Below are 17,457 nucleotides of genomic sequence, written 5' to 3' on the forward strand. Positions count from 1 at the left end.
TTTCCTCAGCCATCTGAGTTAAGTTCTGTGTATTCTATTCTTTCATAATGACAACCTTAGAGTACGCCCAAGCGCACTCTAAGGCTATGTAACTCCCATCTTTGTCTCTTGCTAAATTTTTCAATTGAATAAATCCAACCTTGCCTGCATCAGGCAAGCCCTTCTGGGTCATTGGTCCATCATCGACTTTGCCCCCCTATATCAAGCCATCACCTTCTCCTCCTGTTCTCCTCCTGGCTAAACCGTCACATTCTTACCCTTCCTTTAGTGTTCATGACCTCCAGGTCCATGCACATGTCCATGGTCGATTTCTTCAGGATCTGCTTCTCTGATCGAAATAATCTCCCCTTTGAAATACAAATCAAAACCTGCCAAAGGTGAGTTGAAATCCATATGGATACCCTTGTAGTCGATTTTGGTGATTTCTCCCCTGAGTTGGTTTCCCTGGTCGTCCTTCATTGGAATTACCTTTCCCACTTTGAGCAAATCCTTGTTTTTCTTGCCATTCTCTTTGAAATTTGATTTGGGGACAATGGTTTTTTTGCTTTCATCATAATCACCATAGGCATTTTCAAAATCTATAAACACTTCGAAGCTTTCTCCAGCTTCCTTCCCTTCCATTGCCGCCTCCAAAGCAGGCAATACATGTCCTGTCCCAAACAGAAACTGAAATGGCTTTTCTTTTTCTACCTTTTCAAAAAACTGCTTGCCATTTTCCCCATCATCCACATGGAGTTCGTAGCTTACGGCCACTACTTTGTTTTTCTCTACTTTCATATACTTACTCGGTTGACTATCCTTGATCCAAAGAAAACAAATTTCCATCAGGAAAATTCGATTTTATCAAAAATCCAAAGCTAAAGTCTCCAACAAATTATCATTATATAGGTTTTTGGGTAACTTTGTAAGTTATGAATTCAAGCATGCCAGTTCAGAAAATACCCATCGACGACCTTGACCCCAAGGAATATATCATCATCAAAAATGCCAAGGTAAACAACCTCAAAAGCCTAAGTGTAGCCATACCAAGAAACAAATTGGTAGTAGTGACTGGGCTTTCGGGATCGGGAAAATCTTCTTTGGCATTTGACACACTTTTTGCCGAAGGGCAGAGGATGTATGTGGAAAGCTTAAGTTCCTATGCAAGGCAATTTTTGGGGAGAATGGAAAAGCCGGATGTGGAATACATCAAAGGTGTATCCCCTGCCATTGCGATCCAGCAAAAAGTAAGTACCAAAAACCCCAGATCGACCGTTGGCACTACAACAGAAATCTATGATTATCTCAAACTACTTTTCAGTCGAATCGGAAGGACTTTCTCCCCAGTAAGCGGTGAAGAAGTCAAACACCATACGGTCACTGATGTGGTCGATTTCATCCATTCTTTTGAAGAAGGTGATCGGGTGATGATCTCTTGCCCTCTCCAAATCCTGAATGCAAGATCTATCAAACAAGAATTAGAACTGCTTTTACAAAAGGGCTTTACCAGGATTTTGATTGATGGGGAAGCTTATTTTGTGGAAGATTTGGTTACTGAAAAGAAGATGCCAAAAGGCCATTACGAGATTCTGATCGACAGGGCTACTGTGCAAAAAGAAGACGAAGACAATCAATTCAGAATCGCCGATTCTGTTCAGACCGCGTTTTTTGAAGGACATGGTGAATGCACCATCCTGATTCCAGACAAAGCAAACAGAACCTTTTCCGACAAATTTGAACTGGATAATATCACATTCGAACTGCCATCGGTGAACTTCTTCAGTTTCAACAATCCTTATGGCGCATGCAGAACCTGCGAAGGCTTTGGGTCAGTCCTTGGTTTGGATCCCGATTTGGTGATACCTGACAAATCACTTTCCGTATATGAAGGGGCGATTGCTCCATGGCGTGGAGAGACAACAGGGAAATGGCTCGAACCATTGGTCAAAAAAGGGATTTACTTTGATTTCCCAATCCACCGCGCTTATGAGGCCCTCTCTGAAGCAGAAAAGGAATTGCTTTGGACTGGTAATTCATACTTCAAAGGATTGAATGAATTCTTCAGTGAATTGGAAAGCAAAACCCATAAAATCCAGTATCGTGTAATGCTGTCAAGGTTTAGGGGAAGAACTACCTGTCCAGATTGCAGGGGAACACGCCTAAGAAAAGACGCTTCATACGTCAAAATCACAGGACACTCGATCACTGATATTGTTCTGATGCCCATCGAGAAAGCTTTGGATTTTTTCCAAAACCTCGAAATCAGTCCCGCTGAGCAAAAAGTGGCAAATAGACTATTAAAAGAAATCCTTAATAGATTAGAATACATAGACAAAGTAGGCTTGGGCTATCTGACACTCAACCGGCTCACTTCCTCCCTTTCTGGTGGGGAGTTCCAAAGAATCAAACTTGCGACTTCTTTGGGCTCTGCCCTGGTAGGATCCATGTACATTTTGGATGAACCAAGCATTGGTCTCCACCCGAGGGACACAGATAGGTTGATAGAAGTCCTCAAAGCACTTCGCGACATGGGCAATACCGTCATCGTAGTAGAGCATGAGGAAAAAATCATGAAAGCAGCCGATGAAATCATTGACATTGGCCCTGATGCAGGGGTAAAAGGAGGGCATTTGATGTTCCAAGGCAACTTGGAAGCGTTGATATCCACTTCGGATACCTACACTGCCCAATATCTCAAGGGAGAGGAAAAAATCAACATCAAACAATCCAACAGAAAGTGGAAAGACAGCATTGTCATCAAAGGTGCACGGGAAAACAACCTCAAAAACATCACTACAAAATTCCCTCTCCATGCACTGACAGTGGTAACAGGTGTCAGTGGGTCAGGAAAATCTACATTAATCAAAAAAGTACTTTACCCAGCTTTGGGCAAGATCCATGGTACTGTCATCGACGAAACGGGGAAATTTGACAAGCTGGAAGGAGATTATAAAAAAATCAGCCAAATCGAATTTGTCGATCAAAATCCAATCGGGAAATCTTCCCGCTCCAACCCTGTAACTTACGTCAAAGCATATGACGCTATCAGGGCCTTATTCTCCGAACTTCCTGTTTCCAAGCAAAGAGGTTACAAGCCAGCTTTCTTCTCCTTCAATGTAGATGGAGGGCGCTGTGAAGCATGCCAGGGCGAAGGCACGCAGACTGTAGAGATGCAGTTTATGGCTGACATTCACCTGACCTGTGAATCCTGCAAAGGCAAGCGGTTCAAAGCGGAAATATTGGATGCCAAATACAAAGACAAGGACATCTCTGATATTCTTGACATGACGATAGATGAAGCCATGGAATTTTTCCATGGAAAAAACCAAATCATCAACAAACTCCAACCACTTCAAGAAGTAGGACTTGGCTACATCGGAATGGGACAATCATCCAACACCCTCTCTGGTGGCGAAGCACAAAGGGTAAAATTGGCTTCGTTTCTTGGCAAAGGGGGAAACAAATCGGGAGAGCACATTCTTTTCATCTTTGACGAACCGACTACTGGCTTGCATTTCCACGACATCAAAAAACTCCTCCATTCTATCAATGCACTGATAGATCAGGGACATACCGTCATCATCATCGAGCACAACACCGAAGTGATCAAATCAGCCGACTGGGTGATAGATATCGGTCCAGAAGGAGGGGAAAGAGGTGGCAATATCACCTTTGAAGGCACACCGGAAGCTTTGATGGAGGTGACAGACAACTATACCGCAAAGTATTTGAGAGAGGCTTTTGATGGAAATTGACATGTTTCAACATGCAACTTCTGATCATCCGGGTATTCGAAATCATTGAAGTAGCATTCGAAGTTTACACAAGTAGGAAAACGCTGTCAAGAATATCTACAAATTTCCATAAATATTGAGCATTGATGGTGTTGTAATGCAAACTCAGTATATCGCATTGCAATCTCTTTTCATTTACCCCCAATATTTCCAATTATTTTCTTCCTAGGCTTAGAGGAGTTATCTTTGCCATTCTTATCAAAAAAAAACGCAAAACTTATGCTTGACAAATTACAAGCGCTAAAAGATAGATTTATTGAAGTCGGACAATTGATCATCCAACCGGATGCCATGTCCGACATGGGCAAATACACCAAACTTTCCAAAGAATATAAGGATTTGGAAAAAGTTGTAGAGCTTTTGGACGAGTACACACTGGTATTGGACAATATCAAAAGTTCCAAGGAAATCCTGGAGAAAGAAAAAGACCCTGACTTCAGGGAAATGGCAAAAACCGAATTGGATGAGCTCAAAGACCGTCAAATCAAGCTGGAAGAAGACCTCAAGCAACAGCTAATCCCCAAAGACCCCAACGACTCCAAAGATTGTATTTTGGAAATCAGAGGTGGAACTGGTGGAGATGAGGCTGCGATTTTTGCAGGAGATCTATTTAGGATGTACCAGCGATTTTGTGAAAAACAAAACTGGAAACTTACTGTGCTCGATTTGACTTTTGGCTCATCGGGTGGCTACAAAGAAATCATCAGTACGATCACCGGTGCAGATGTCTATGGCATGATGAAATTTGAATCCGGCGTACACCGGGTACAGCGTGTACCAATGACTGAGACACAAGGAAGGGTACATACATCTGCTGCTTCTGTTGCTGTACTTCCAGAAATGGACGAAGTAGAAGTCAACATCAACATGAATGAAATCCGAAAAGACACCTACTGTTCCTCTGGTCCAGGTGGACAATCGGTAAACACTACTTATTCAGCTGTACGATTGACCCACATTCCATCCGGGCTTGTCGTGACATGTCAAGATGAGAAATCGCAGATCAAAAACTTCGAAAAAGCACTTAAAGTATTGCGATCAAGGCTCTATGAAATCGAACTTGCCAAACACAATGATGCAGTAGGCGCCCAAAGAAGGTCTATGGTAGGAAGTGGTGATCGCTCCGACAAAATCAGAACCTACAATTATCCCCAAAGCCGCGTCACAGATCACAGAATCAACAAAACTGTCTACAATCTCCCAGATGTGATGGAGGGCAATATTGAAGATTTCATCTCCGCCCTGCGGTTTGCAGAAAATGTAGAAAAAATGAAAACCACAGGGATGGAAGAGTAGAAAAAGGAGGAAGGAGGAAGGAGGAAAGAAAGAAATAAGAGACGAGAAACAAGATTCAAGACAAAAGTGTGATTTCAACGACTAGGTCACCTCGACGGCAGGAGAGATCTCTTTACCTGGACTAAGAGGTATCTATGAGGATTGCAAATAAAAAAAATATCAAGTAAAATCAAAGCGTGACAAAGACATGACAAAAGAAATGAGAATATGTCCTTGTAACCTTCCAACTAATTTTCCAATCTTTTTGTACCAAGTACAATGTACAAAGGCTACCCATATTGCTAGGTCTACCTAACCTTCCAACCTTGTAACCTTCGAACCTTTCAACTAATCTTCCAATTTTCCCAATTTTATAACATTGCAACTTTGTAACTTTCAAACCCTATTTCCGATACACCAATTCTTCAACTAACTTATTTTTCCAATTACCTGTGAAACAAATTATTTGGCTTCTTCGAAAATTAAGGTAACTTAAGGTAATCTAACCCAACGAGACCATATGAAGATTACAGGCAAGGGAAATATTGCATTGGCAAGATGGAATGAAAGTCATTTTCACAACCTCTATCCGATTGCGAACAACCCGAAAATAGCAAAGAATTTAAAAGACACTTTCCCACAACCATACACCATACATGATGCCCGTCATTGGATAGAACACAATATCAAGTTCAATCCTCCACAAAATTTCGCCATAGAGTACAACGATCAACTGGTCGGTTCGGTAGGTGGGGAAATATGCAAAGACGAATTGAGAACCAGCTTGGAAATAGGCTTTTGGATAGCGGAACCATTTTGGGGAAAAGGAATCGCAACCGAAGCCGTCCAGTTATACTGCGAATATGTCCTGGATAAATTCCCCAATATCAAAAGGATTTTCTCCCAAGTATTTGACTTCAATACTGCAAGTATGAAAGTTCTCGAAAAGTCTGGCTTTATCCCTGAAGCCATACTCAAAGATGCCTACATCAAAGAAGACAAAATTGGAGATATTTTCCAATATGTCATTATCAGGGCAGAAGTTGAAAAAATGGGTTAGCCAATATCTCAAACACTTCAACCGATCCAAAAATCTTCTTGAAAGCTACAATAATGAATGCAAATAATCTGCAGTTTGTTTCAAGCCTCTCTTTCTTAAGATATTCAAAACTTCATATTCATTTAAACTTGGATTTGTTCTGTTTAGTACCAAATCGTTGAATGCCCCAATTGCTTTCTCAGGATTTAGATCGATGATATCAGTCAAAAAATCATCTGCTGACTTGACTGATAAACCAAAAGAAGCCAAATATTCTTCGGGAAAATCTTTAAGATTGTTGGTCACAATAATGTTCGCATCTGTTTTAATAGCAGCAGCCAATACATGTCGATCATTTGGGTCTGGAAGCGTCAAACCTTTAATCAACCCAGAATAGTTTCTAACCAAAGCATCAGGGAACGCTATATTGGCATTATTCACTCTTTTAATCGCCTCTTCCTCCTTAACCCCTTTCCGTTTCATTACATCAATCCACTCGTCAAAAATATGTTCACTCCACTTTGGTGTATACATATCATAGAAAGCAAACCAAAAAAGTAAGTCTCTAATTTCAATCGGATAAATCACGTTAGTATCCAATACACAAATAAATCTTACACTATGTATCATACAAACCCAAATCTTCATCCGACTTCATAATCTCAATAATTTTCAGCTTTTGCCTCTCCTTCATTTTTTTCCTGTAATTCATTACTTCATCAAACCTAACCCTCCTATGTCTGCCAACTTTAGTATACTCAATTTCACCTGCTTCGAGTAATTTTACCAAATGAGGTCTTGAACACCCTAATATCTCCGCAGCTTTCTGCGTTGTAACTTCCATGGCAACAGGCACAAGCGAAAAAGGCTTCCCTTCTCCCATCGACTTTAAAATATCTTTCAAAAAAATCAATGCGCTTAAAGGTATTTTAAACCTCTCTTGAGTCTCTTCTATTTCTATCTCAGGGTTTTCGGATCTCAATTGACTAATCACAGAGACCAAGGCATCATATGATTTCAATGCCAATTTTTGGTCTTCTTTTGATGGTCTATTTACTATATTGAATGTTTCCATAGCTGCAATTATCCTTCGTTCTACAATAATAAACGAAATAAACGAAAAAAGTTAGACACTATTTAACATTTTCCCAAAAGTTCAACAAAAAAACAGCACCCCAACCCCCTCTCCACATTTCCCACATCTAGATCTCAAAAATAAAAGAAGCCCATACCTAATTCATGAAGGGTATGGGCTTCTTTTTATTGACAATGTCGATTCTTAAACCCTGTCTATACCTTCTCAAGTGCTTGCTCAATATCCCAAATGATATCGGTATAATGCTCTACGCCTACCGAAATCCTCACCAACTTTTCGGAAATACCCAGCAATGCACGGTCATCTGCCGAAACATCACTGTGGGTCATAGTGGCAGGATGCTCGGCAAGCGATTCGGTACTCCCAAGAGAAACAGCTAATTTCATCAGTTTAAGATTATTCAAAAAAGTAAATGCTTCCTTCTCTCCACCTTTTACATCAAAAGAAATCATCGCTCCAGCAGAAGTCAACTGCCTTTTGAAAATTTCATGTTGGACAGTACCCTCCTCCAAGTGACCTAAGTAATATACTTTTTCCACTTTTGGATGGGATTGAAGAAAATCAGCCACCTTCACTGTGTTTTCTGCCTGTTTTGTCATCCTCACTTTCAAGGTCTCAAGACTTCTCATCAGCAACCATCCCGTCCAAGGACCTGCCATATTCCCAAGAAAAGTCCGGAGGGTACGCACTCTGACCATATGCTTGGATTTTCCCAAAACCGCTCCAGCAATCAGGTCCGAATGACCGCCTATATATTTTGTCGCCGAATATACAATCAAATCCGCCCCATGCTTCAACGGATGCTGCCAAAGTGGCCCCATATAAGTATTGTCCACACACACCACAACTTCTTTTTCCCCTTCTGACAATTCATCTGCCACAGCCCTACATATCTGTAGGTCAAAAAGTGCGTTGGTTGGATTCGCCGGTGTTTCGACATACACCATCTTTACTCTTGTTTCTTCGCCTTTTACCAATTCCAGAATTTCTTCCTTGCTCTGTACACTGGTAAAACCTATCCCTTTGATCCCGTATTGAGGCAATACTTTGTTTACAAAATGATCTGTACCACCATATACTGGCTTGCTATACAGCATAATATCTCCAGGTCTCAGAAATTCCAACATTACCGTAGAAATAGCCGACATCCCACTTTCAAACACCGCACATTCATCTGCTCCATCCCAGAGACACAAGCGCTCTTCCAATATCTGCAAATCCGGATTGTTCAACCTACTATAAATCAGTCCCAGCTCTTCATTTGGCTCTTTCTCCCGCTGCCCATAGGCAACCTGGAAAAATGCCTTCCCTTCTTCCGCAGATTTAAAAACAAAAGTGGAGGTTTGGAAAATAGGGCATTTGATCGCTCCTTCAGAAAGTTCTGGTTTGTATCCATGAGTCATCATCAAACTCTCAGGATGAAATTCTCTATTCATCATAAATTTGGGGTTATGACTGCAAATCAGCAAAATTTCTAAATCAAAATCAAAATATTGATCAAAATATTATTCTGAATTAAAAATAATTTTATACTTAATATTTTGAAAATAGGAATTTACTTGTCATTATTTTCAATAAACAAAATATTGTTCTGCAAACAATCTTGATAATGGAGAGAAAATAAAAAAAATATCGATCACGAATTATCTACTTTTTTCCCCAAGGAAATTGCTTTGAACAATTTCAAAGTGAGAAACCCTTCGAGAGTTGTCCAATTTAGGCGGGTTAGTCCGTGGGGATATAGTCCAATGGTGATTAGGTTCAAACCCTCGAAGTCAGTTTTTGGACAAAAGCGAATTCCCTGCTATTTTGCAATCCAAAAACCTATTCAACTATTACTTTTTTGAAAAATTCATGATCCCTTGTTCTAAGGATCAAAGTATGCAGCCCTTTTGGCAAATTATTGACATTATATTCAAAGACGCTTTGATTCGGCTTGACCTGTTGCAAAACCTGCCCCAGACTATTGACGATGCTGATTTCCCGAATACCTGAAAGTCCGGAGGTCATAATCTTGATATTTCCATTGGAAGGATTAGGGTATACTTGGACAAAAACCTCTGCCAATTTCTCATCTTCGATACTTGTAATCAGATTAACATCAACTTTCAAAGTGCTGGCAGGACCAGTATTACAGCTGTTCATTGGAGTCACCGTCAGATCAAAACTTCCCTCTTTCTCCCACTTAACCCTGACCTTATTAGTCCCTTGACCTTCGAGAACAGTCCCTCCATTGTTTGAAATTGACCAGGTATAATTGATATCAGCAATATTTACCACCTCATAATCATACGCTATCAATCCCGCCATTTCGGCTCCGTTGATTGAAGAAGGTGCTGTAGGGGCATTTTGGATGGTGATGGGTTTGGAAAACAAAGTACCTGACCCACATGGATTTCTTGGAGTCACAGACAAGGTTTGGGAACCATTTCCAGTCCATTCTATCGTTGCAGTGGCCGTCCCCTGCCCTTCTCTTACCAATCCCCCGGTAGCCAACCACACAAACTCAGTCCCGGGTACATCTTCCACAGAATATGTCACAAATGAACCCGAACAAACTACACCTCCCCCATCGATCTCCGGTATATTCTGCGGGGTGACAGACACCAATACTTCAAGGCCTTTGGTCCCGCCATTCCCACATTCGTTTTGCCCCCTTACCAATACCGCATTTCTTCCGGGAATATCCCATCTCACGACAATTCTATTGGTACCCTGCCCCTCCAATATCGTTCCTCCATCCACTCTCCATTCAAAAATCTCCCCAGACTCCCCTGAGCTTTGGACTCTATAGATTTGTTGGCTCAAACAAATATTAGCCTCCCCAAAAATCAAAGTTGGGGTATCTGGGACTGCACATCTATACTGAAATAAAGTACCTTGCTCCCCTACTGCATACCCTACACTTAGAGATCCGAAACTCAAATCAGTAAAATCCTGAAAAGTACCAGTTGGCATTTTGGTCCATGTTTCACCTCCATCTGCTGTCTTTAGAATCAAGCCTTCCTTACCAGAAATAAAACCTACCGATTCATCCAAAAAATCTGCTCCCGTAAAATCCGTGTCGAAAGATGTGACGATTTTTCTCCAAGTAAGCCCCCTGTCCTCAGTCTTGATGATCGTTCCACCCTCTCCTACTGCCAATGCGGTGTTTTCATCCACCAATGTCAAATCGACCAAAGAAGCGGAAGTGGGTACAGCTACCTGAACCCATTCTTGGCCATCTTCGGTTCGGCTCAAATAGCCATTTTCCCCAACCAGCAAACCAAAGGAATCGTCAAAAAAAAGGATTTCGTTCAGATTCGTAGTGGTATTGCCTACAGTGCCCAGCTCCCAATTCAAGCCCGCATTTACTGTTTTTGAAATAAAGCCATTTTCGCCTACAATGTATCCTATGTTATTGTTGAAAAAATAGATTCCCCGAAGATCCAAATTTGTATTTAAATTGAGCGATGTCCAATTCCCACCAGTATTTGATGTTCTCAAAGCAGTCCCTCCATTTCCTATGATATACCCATAAGCATTGGTGGTGAAAAAGAGGTTGTTGAAATCAACCGTCAAAGGCCTAGAACGATCCAAAACGCTGTTTCCCCCATTGGTAGTGACAAAAAACTTTCCATCTGCCCCCACAAAATAGCCTATATTCTCAGTTCTAAACTGCGTCGCAAAATAGTCATTGTCTATTCCTGACAGCCTCACCGTCCATGAACCACCTGAGTTGGTCGATGCCAATACGAAACCACTGGTACCAACTGCAAAAACAATATTTGAGTTGGCCCTGAAACTTGCCGCGAGATAATCCTGTGTGTTATTGCTATTGATCCCATCAAAAGTAAGCCCACCATTGGTAGTCCTAAGCAAGGTTGCCCTCTTACCCACTACCACTCCCAGATTGCTGTTGGACTTGTTAAATGACACACCCAACAAATCCCTCTCTGTACCGGAATTGACCAAGCCCCAATTGGCCCCTGCATCTACCGTTTTGAGAATGGCACCCCCATCACCTACTGCATAACCATTTCTCCCGTTCAAAAAATAAATATCGTTCAACTTTTTGGCATTCCCAGTATTCAGTATCGCCCAATTATTTCCTTGGTTCACTGTTCTCAAGACATTTCCGTTTGCCATTGACACGTAGCCTGTATCCACATTGACAAAGGTCAATCCGGTCAAATCAACATTCGTCCCTACAGCTTGCCTTGCCCATGACTGCCCACTGTTGGTGGATCGGTATACTTCCCCATTGTCACCAATGATATATGCCCTGTTCTGGTTAAGGAATTTTACTTTTCTCAATGAACTCTCGGTATTCAAGGCTATCAAAACCCATGAAACGCCAGCATTTGTTGTCCTATACACCTCTCCATTGTCTCCAGCAATCAACCCTACATTTTCATTGAAAAAATCTATGCCATTCATTTTGTTTTTCGTCGGGGCTTTCTGCTCTGACCAACTCAGACCTCCATCAATTGTCTTGAGGATAACCTGATTCCCTGACATATAGCCCACTTCATCATTTACCCAAGAGATCCCGGTAAACTCGTTCCCCCAGCCACCTACCCTTCTCCAAGTTTGGGCTTGGGTGAAGAATTGTATTGAAAAACAGAAAAGCATCAATAGTATAAATCTTTTCATTTCAAGGGCATTTATTCAGGAAGGTTTATTTACAAAAATATAATTAAATACAACAATATAAGCATATATTTACTAATACAGGAAGTAAAATACCCAAGCAGATAAGCATATTTTTTCAAAAAAGTACCAAACACTGTCTAAGAAAGATTTCTTACTTTTTATTTACTGGAGAAAATTTTTCCAAAAGATTTTTTTTTAAAATATTATGGGGTCGTTTTATCGAATTGCTTCCTCTTAATATTAAGTATTCTAAGAAATACCAACCCATAATGACCAACAGCACTAAAAAACAAAATAATCAGTCAGTCATATTGATCGGGCACGCCGAAGCCGTGAAGCAATATGAAAAAAAACCTGACATCGAGATTTGGGCAGCTTTTAACAAGGGTGATGAAAAAGCATTTAATTACATCTACCGTTTCCATGCCCCGTCCATGTTTGAATTTGGGATACAAATCACCAATGACATTGGAGTGGTTCAGGACTGCATCCAGAATATTTTTATCTACCTGAGAAGAAAAAGGGGAGAGTTGAAAGAAGTACACAGCATAAAAGCTTATCTATTAAAATCCCTTCAAAGAGAAATCATCAGAAAACTCAATAAGAACAAATCTATTGAGTCAAAAAACATAGAATCCTTTGAAAAATCATTTCTGATCGAAGTATCCCACGAGACAAAATTGATCCAGTTGGAAATGGAGACAGAAAAGACCCGACTCATTGAAGATGCATTGAATAAATTAACAATTCGACAGCGACAGGCAGTCCTCTTATTATACAAAGAAGGGATGTCTTATAAAGAAATTGCTGATATCCTGGAATTCAGCGAGGTAAAATCAGCTCGCAAATTGATTTATCGGGCATTGGAAAGCATAAAAAATATAATTGAAACCAAAATGTTTGGGAGTCCCAAGTAAATATTGGTCCAATCCAGAAGAGAATGAAATACAACGAATATAAAATACAACATTTCCTAAGTGACGAATTTTTCATCCAATGGGTGGTAAGCCCAGATGATGACAACAGGCATTTTTGGGAAAAATGGCTAGCTGAGCATCCTGAAAAAAGGGAGACAATTCAAAGTGCCGCTGCAATCATCCAAGCAATCCAATATAAGAAAGCCCTTGAATTAAGCGATAAAACTTACATTGAGACCTTTGAGAATATCATCAAACATGATAACACGGAAACAGACCGCAGACAAAAGAAAAGCTCCAACAGCTGGTACATTTTTTTTTCGATTAGGAGAATAGCTGCTTCCATTTTTATTGGGTTGATATGTTGGTTGGGTTACAATGTGATTTCCCAAACTACTGAAGAGCCAACCGATACAAGTAAAATATCCTATATCACCAGAAGCAATCCTTTTGGCAAAAAATCAATGATCACACTCTCGGAAGGGACCAAAATCTACCTTAATGCCGGAAGTGAGCTCAAATATCCCCGTGAATTTTCCGATTCTTCTAGAACCGTGACCTTAACTGGAGAGGCATTTTTTGAGGTCGAAAAAGATGGGCGTCCCTTTGTCGTGAAGACTGACAGCAAAATCATTCATGTAATGGGCACCAGCTTCAATGTCAACCAAACCAATGCAGGAGATGTATCGGTGGCTCTGGTTACCGGAAAAGTAAAAATCAATGACGAGTTGGGAAATCAAGTTTTGTTGGATCCCAAGGAGATGCTCGTCATGAAAGGTGATGGTGCATTCTACAAAACGGATTTTGACCCTTTGGAGATCACAGGATGGAAAGACAAGCACTTGATTTTTAAACGATGCACCTTTGAAGAGGTAAAGATGAAGATCGAAAAATGGTACGGTGTAGAAGTCTTACAAAAAGGAAAAATCAAACCGGGCTGGACATACACAGGTGCCTATGAAAATGAGACCCTAGAAAATGTATTGGAGGGGATCAAACTTACTTCTGGTTTCACTTACAATATCAACAATAAAACCATAACCATTTCAACCTACTAGACTATGAAAAGCATTGCAGAAAATTCCACATAAAAAACGAAGGCAGAATAAGTTCTGGGGGGAACTACATCCTGCCTTCTGGATTGCCTCTATACTATTCTTACATCCAAGAGGCAATAGTTCAAGATTTCAACACTTAAACCACTCAATTTTATGAAAAAAAATATACTTAGACAACTTATTATGCTGTCAAAAAGGATGTTGTATGGTTTTTTGATACAGCTGTTCATGTGCTCGGTATTACTGGCAAATACCGGCAATGCACAGAGAAAGACCATTGAAGAAGTGAAAGTGTCTTTGAACCTTAAGGATCAGCCAATTAAAAAGGTATTTAAGGTAATAGAAGACCAGACAGAATTCAGGTTTACTTTCAAAGATAACCTCCTTTCTCAAAGCCAAAAGTTGACCATTGCCGAATATGACAAAACAGTATATGAGGTATTGGAAACTTTGACCCGACAAACAGAGCTGAGCTTTGTTCAGGTAAACAACAATATACATGTCAAACCCACTACCAAAAAATCAAAAAACGATCCAGTCTCCATCATACACAATGCGGATGTGACCGTATCAGGTGTCGTTGTAGATGAATTGGGCGATCCATTGCCGGGAGTGACTATTCTTCTGGAAGGCAGCACAGTAGGTACTGTAACAGACATTGACGGGAAGTTTACCATCGAGGCTCCGGAAAACGGTGTCCTTGTTTTTTCTTTTATAGGGTTTACTTCACAAAAGGTACAATTAGCCGGGCAGTCCATCCTGAACATAACATTGGCTACCGACATTCAATCCCTAAGTGAGGTGATAGTCGTAGGATATGGTGAACAAAAGAAAGAAACCATCACGGGATCGGTCGCTACTGTCAAAGGCTCGGAGCTCGTCAAGTCACCGGCCATGAACCTGACCAACTCTATCGCTGGAAGAATGTCCGGTGTAGTGGCAGTCAACAGAAGTGGCGAACCTGGCCATGATGGTTCCGGCATCAGAATCAGAGGGTCAAACACCCTTGGAAACAATGACGCATTGATAGTAATTGACGGGATTCCAGCAAGGGCCGGAGGTATAGAAAGACTGAACCCCAACGATATAGAATCTATTTCTGTACTGAAAGATGCCTCTGCGGCGATCTATGGGGCACGGGCTGCCAATGGGGTAATCTTGGTTACGACCAAGAGGGGTAAAAGCGGGAAACCTGAACTTACTTACCAATTCAACCAAGGTTTTGCCCAACCAACCGTCGTCCCAAGACTTGCAAATGCTGCCCAATATGGAGAAATGCTCAATGACTTAAGTATTTATGAACTTCCTGTATCTGAATGGCAGGCTGCCACTACCGGATTTGCCACTACAGGCACCTATACCAGGCCAAACGGCCAAATACGGAATGCACCTTTTAGTCCAGAAGCCTTGGCTCTGCACAGGGCAGGTACAGACCCATGGAACTACCCAAACACTGATTGGTATGCCGCCACGCTCAAAACTTGGTCACCCCAATCCAGACACAATGTCCAACTAAACGGAGGTAGCGACAATGTCAATTACATGGCTTCTTTGGGTTATCAAAACCAGGACGCTTATTATAAAAACTCTGCGACAGGCTACAAGCAGTACGATATGCGCCTTAACCTCGATGCAAAGATCAATGATTATATCGACGTGCAACTCGGGGTATTGGGTAGAAGGGAAGAAAGGTTTTTCCCTACCAGGCCTGCTTCGGCAATTTTCAGGATGCAGATGCGTGGCAAGCCGAATGAACCGGCTTTTTGGCCTGATGGAAGACCCGGACCTGATATCGAAAATGGAGAAAATCCAGTGGTAATCACCACCAATGCCACAGGCTATGACCGAGAATTAAAGGACTATTTTCAGACAAATGGTGCATTGAACATAAAAATCCCGGGAATAGAAGGATTGAAATTCACAGGTACAGCCGCTGTGGATAATCTTAGCCAATTCAATAAAACATGGGAAACCCCTTGGATTTTGTACCAAAGAGGAAGTGGCTTCGAGGCAGATGGCACAACCCCAATCCTCATTCCGACCGAAAGAGGCCCGGCGGAACCAAGGTTGAGACAATCCAACTACAACCAGATGAATATCTTATTAGGTGGTGTATTGAGCTATGAAAGACAATTTGGGGACCATGGCTTCCAGACTTTGGCAGGAACCAACAAGGAAACTGTAAAGGCAGATGATTTCTTCGCATATCGAAGGTTCTTTATTTCCACAGCCATAGACCAAATGTTCGCTGGAGGTGATGACGAGAAAGACAATGGAGGTGGAGCATTTGAACGTGGGCGATTGAACTATTTCGGTAGAGTAGCTTATAATTATAAGGAAAAATACCTCATGGAGTTCCTTTGGAGGTATGATGCTTCTTACATTTTCCCAAGGGATACGAGATATGGGTTCTTTCCCGGTGTGATGGCAGGCTGGGTAGTTTCCGAAGAGAACTTCTGGAAAAACTCACTCCCTGCATTTGACTTCTTCAAAATCAGAGGTTCCTGGGGACAAATGGGAAATGACCAAATTTACTACGAAGATGCGCTTCAGGAGTATCAGTTCCTATCGACCTATGGATTTAGGAGCCATATACTCGAAGGGCAGGAAGCAAAAACTTTGTTTGAAACCAGGGTCCCAAACAATATGATCACTTGGGAAGTGGCCAACAACAGCAATATAGGTATAGAAGGCCAATTGCTACAGGGCCGGATATTCTTCGAATTTGATGTTTTTTATAATAAAAGGACAAGCATCCTATGGAGAAGGAACGCCTCGATCCCTCAAAGCACAGGACTTTCTTCGCTGTTGCCTGCCGAAAACATCGGTGAAATCGAGAACAAGGGTTTTGATATCAACTTGGGATACCGAGGTACAAAAGGTGATTTTAAGTACAGTGTTAGTGTCAATGGTGGATATGCCAAAAACAAAATCCTATTCTGGGACGAACCTCCTGGAGCCCCAGATTGGCAGAGAAGTACAGGAAGGCCAATGAATGCCCCGGGTCCGATCTACATTTATGATGGCGTATTCAGAGATCAGGAAGATATTGCAAGCAATACTCTGGACTATTCAGCGATTACCAACGAACTCCGCCCGGGAGACATGAAATTCAAGGATGTAAATGGAGATGGCGTCATTTCACCATTGGACAGGGTTAGGTTAGACAAAAATGACATTCCAAGATTCCAGGGGGGTATGATTATGAATGGGAGTTATAAAAACTTTGATTTGTCTGTCCTTTTCCAAGGAGCTACCGGGGCGATCATGCTTGTGAGTGCTGCAGAATCCGGGAATATAGGAAACTATCTCCTGGATTTCTACGAAAACAGATGGACAGTCGAAAACCCCAGCAGCACCCATCCAAGAATAGCCAACAGAGGTGACCAATATTATTCTGATGGGGACAACAACAATACCTATTGGTATAGGGAAACTGACTACATCAGATTGAAAAACCTTGAGATTGGCTATACACTACCTACCCATCTTGGCTCGAAAATAGGTGTAAGCAACCTTCGGTTTTACGTAAATGGACTCAATCTGATAACATGGGATAAGCTAAAGGTTTTTGATCCTGAATCTAACAATTCCACAGGCCAATATTATCCACAGGCAAGGGTAATCAATGGTGGGTTTTCAGTCACATTTTAAAATTTGAGCT

11 protein-coding genes are annotated in these 17,457 nt (G+C 41.4%); 6 read left to right on the forward strand and 5 right to left on the reverse strand.

Features of this window, described 5'->3' with window-relative positions; all coding sequences use genetic code 11:
- Positions 1–264: 264 nt before the first annotated feature.
- Positions 265–777 (reverse strand): FKBP-type peptidyl-prolyl cis-trans isomerase, encoded by a 513-nt coding sequence (locus ACFSKL_RS12920; RefSeq protein ID WP_376886629.1) that lies wholly within the window; start codon positions 775–777, stop codon positions 265–267.
- Between the two features lie 134 nt (positions 778–911).
- On the opposite strand from ACFSKL_RS12920, the gene uvrA reads away from it, so the two are divergent.
- The 3 genes from uvrA (at position 912) to ACFSKL_RS12935 (ending at position 6,108) form a co-directional block, all read left to right on the forward strand.
- The gene (gene uvrA, locus ACFSKL_RS12925) at positions 912–3,734 is read left to right on the forward strand and encodes an excinuclease ABC subunit UvrA (protein ID WP_376886630.1); all 2,823 of its coding nucleotides are present in this window, start codon (positions 912–914) and stop codon (positions 3,732–3,734) included.
- A gap of 258 nt (positions 3,735–3,992) precedes the next feature.
- Positions 3,993–5,069, forward strand: coding sequence for a peptide chain release factor 1 (gene prfA, locus ACFSKL_RS12930; protein WP_376886631.1), 1,077 nt, complete (start codon positions 3,993–3,995; stop codon positions 5,067–5,069).
- Between the two features lie 499 nt (positions 5,070–5,568).
- The gene (locus ACFSKL_RS12935) at positions 5,569–6,108 is read left to right on the forward strand and encodes a GNAT family N-acetyltransferase (protein WP_376886632.1); all 540 of its coding nucleotides are present in this window, start codon (positions 5,569–5,571) and stop codon (positions 6,106–6,108) included.
- A gap of 45 nt (positions 6,109–6,153) precedes the next feature.
- On the opposite strand, the gene ACFSKL_RS12940 is transcribed toward ACFSKL_RS12935, so the two are convergent.
- The 4 genes from ACFSKL_RS12940 to ACFSKL_RS12955 form a co-directional block, all read right to left on the reverse strand.
- A complete protein-coding gene (locus ACFSKL_RS12940) occupies positions 6,154–6,735 on the reverse strand; it encodes a PIN domain-containing protein (protein ID WP_376886633.1) in 582 nt (193 codons plus the stop codon).
- Entirely contained in the window at positions 6,707–7,162 is a 456-nt protein-coding gene (locus tag ACFSKL_RS12945) for a helix-turn-helix domain-containing protein (protein ID WP_376886634.1), read from the reverse strand. Before ACFSKL_RS12945 ends, ACFSKL_RS12940 begins: the two co-directional genes overlap by 29 nt.
- A gap of 215 nt (positions 7,163–7,377) precedes the next feature.
- Entirely contained in the window at positions 7,378–8,622 is a 1,245-nt protein-coding gene (locus ACFSKL_RS12950) for a cystathionine gamma-synthase family protein (protein ID WP_376886635.1), read from the reverse strand.
- A 385-nt stretch (positions 8,623–9,007) separates the two neighbouring features.
- On the reverse strand, positions 9,008–11,818 hold the full coding sequence (locus ACFSKL_RS12955; RefSeq protein ID WP_376886636.1) for a YCF48-related protein: 2,811 nt from the start codon (positions 11,816–11,818) through the stop codon (positions 9,008–9,010).
- A 269-nt stretch (positions 11,819–12,087) separates the two neighbouring features.
- On the opposite strand from ACFSKL_RS12955, the gene ACFSKL_RS12960 reads away from it, so the two are divergent.
- The 3 genes from ACFSKL_RS12960 (at position 12,088) to ACFSKL_RS12970 (ending at position 17,447) form a co-directional block, all read left to right on the forward strand.
- Entirely contained in the window at positions 12,088–12,735 is a 648-nt protein-coding gene (locus tag ACFSKL_RS12960; protein ID WP_376886637.1) for an RNA polymerase sigma factor, read from the forward strand.
- A 23-nt stretch (positions 12,736–12,758) separates the two neighbouring features.
- Positions 12,759–13,793: a FecR family protein gene (locus ACFSKL_RS12965; protein ID WP_376886638.1), complete on the forward strand. Its 1,035-nt coding sequence runs from the start codon at positions 12,759–12,761 to the stop codon at positions 13,791–13,793.
- Between the two features lie 153 nt (positions 13,794–13,946).
- A complete protein-coding gene (locus ACFSKL_RS12970) occupies positions 13,947–17,447 on the forward strand; it encodes a SusC/RagA family TonB-linked outer membrane protein (RefSeq protein ID WP_376886639.1) in 3,501 nt (1,166 codons plus the stop codon).
- Positions 17,448–17,457 lie beyond the last annotated feature (10 nt).

This window comes from Belliella marina, assembly GCF_042682445.1.
Lineage (GTDB): Bacteria > Bacteroidota > Bacteroidia > Cytophagales > Cyclobacteriaceae > Belliella > Belliella marina.

Bases quoted from the DNA above. Each gene is read 5' to 3' on its own strand.
- ACFSKL_RS12920 (WP_376886629.1), bottom strand. From the start codon at position 777: ATGAAAGTAGAGAAAAACAAAGTAGTGGCCGTAAGCTACGAACTCCAT.
- uvrA (WP_376886630.1), top strand. From the start codon at position 912: ATGAATTCAAGCATGCCAGTTCAGAAAATACCCATCGACGACCTTGAC.
- prfA (WP_376886631.1), top strand. From the start codon at position 3,993: ATGCTTGACAAATTACAAGCGCTAAAAGATAGATTTATTGAAGTCGGA.
- ACFSKL_RS12935 (WP_376886632.1), top strand. From the start codon at position 5,569: ATGAAGATTACAGGCAAGGGAAATATTGCATTGGCAAGATGGAATGAA.
- ACFSKL_RS12940 (WP_376886633.1), bottom strand. From the start codon at position 6,735: ATGAAGATTTGGGTTTGTATGATACATAGTGTAAGATTTATTTGTGTA.
- ACFSKL_RS12945 (WP_376886634.1), bottom strand. From the start codon at position 7,162: ATGGAAACATTCAATATAGTAAATAGACCATCAAAAGAAGACCAAAAA.
- ACFSKL_RS12950 (WP_376886635.1), bottom strand. From the start codon at position 8,622: ATGATGAATAGAGAATTTCATCCTGAGAGTTTGATGATGACTCATGGA.
- ACFSKL_RS12955 (WP_376886636.1), bottom strand. From the start codon at position 11,818: ATGAAAAGATTTATACTATTGATGCTTTTCTGTTTTTCAATACAATTC.
- ACFSKL_RS12960 (WP_376886637.1), top strand. From the start codon at position 12,088: ATGACCAACAGCACTAAAAAACAAAATAATCAGTCAGTCATATTGATC.
- ACFSKL_RS12965 (WP_376886638.1), top strand. From the start codon at position 12,759: ATGAAATACAACGAATATAAAATACAACATTTCCTAAGTGACGAATTT.
- ACFSKL_RS12970 (WP_376886639.1), top strand. From the start codon at position 13,947: ATGAAAAAAAATATACTTAGACAACTTATTATGCTGTCAAAAAGGATG.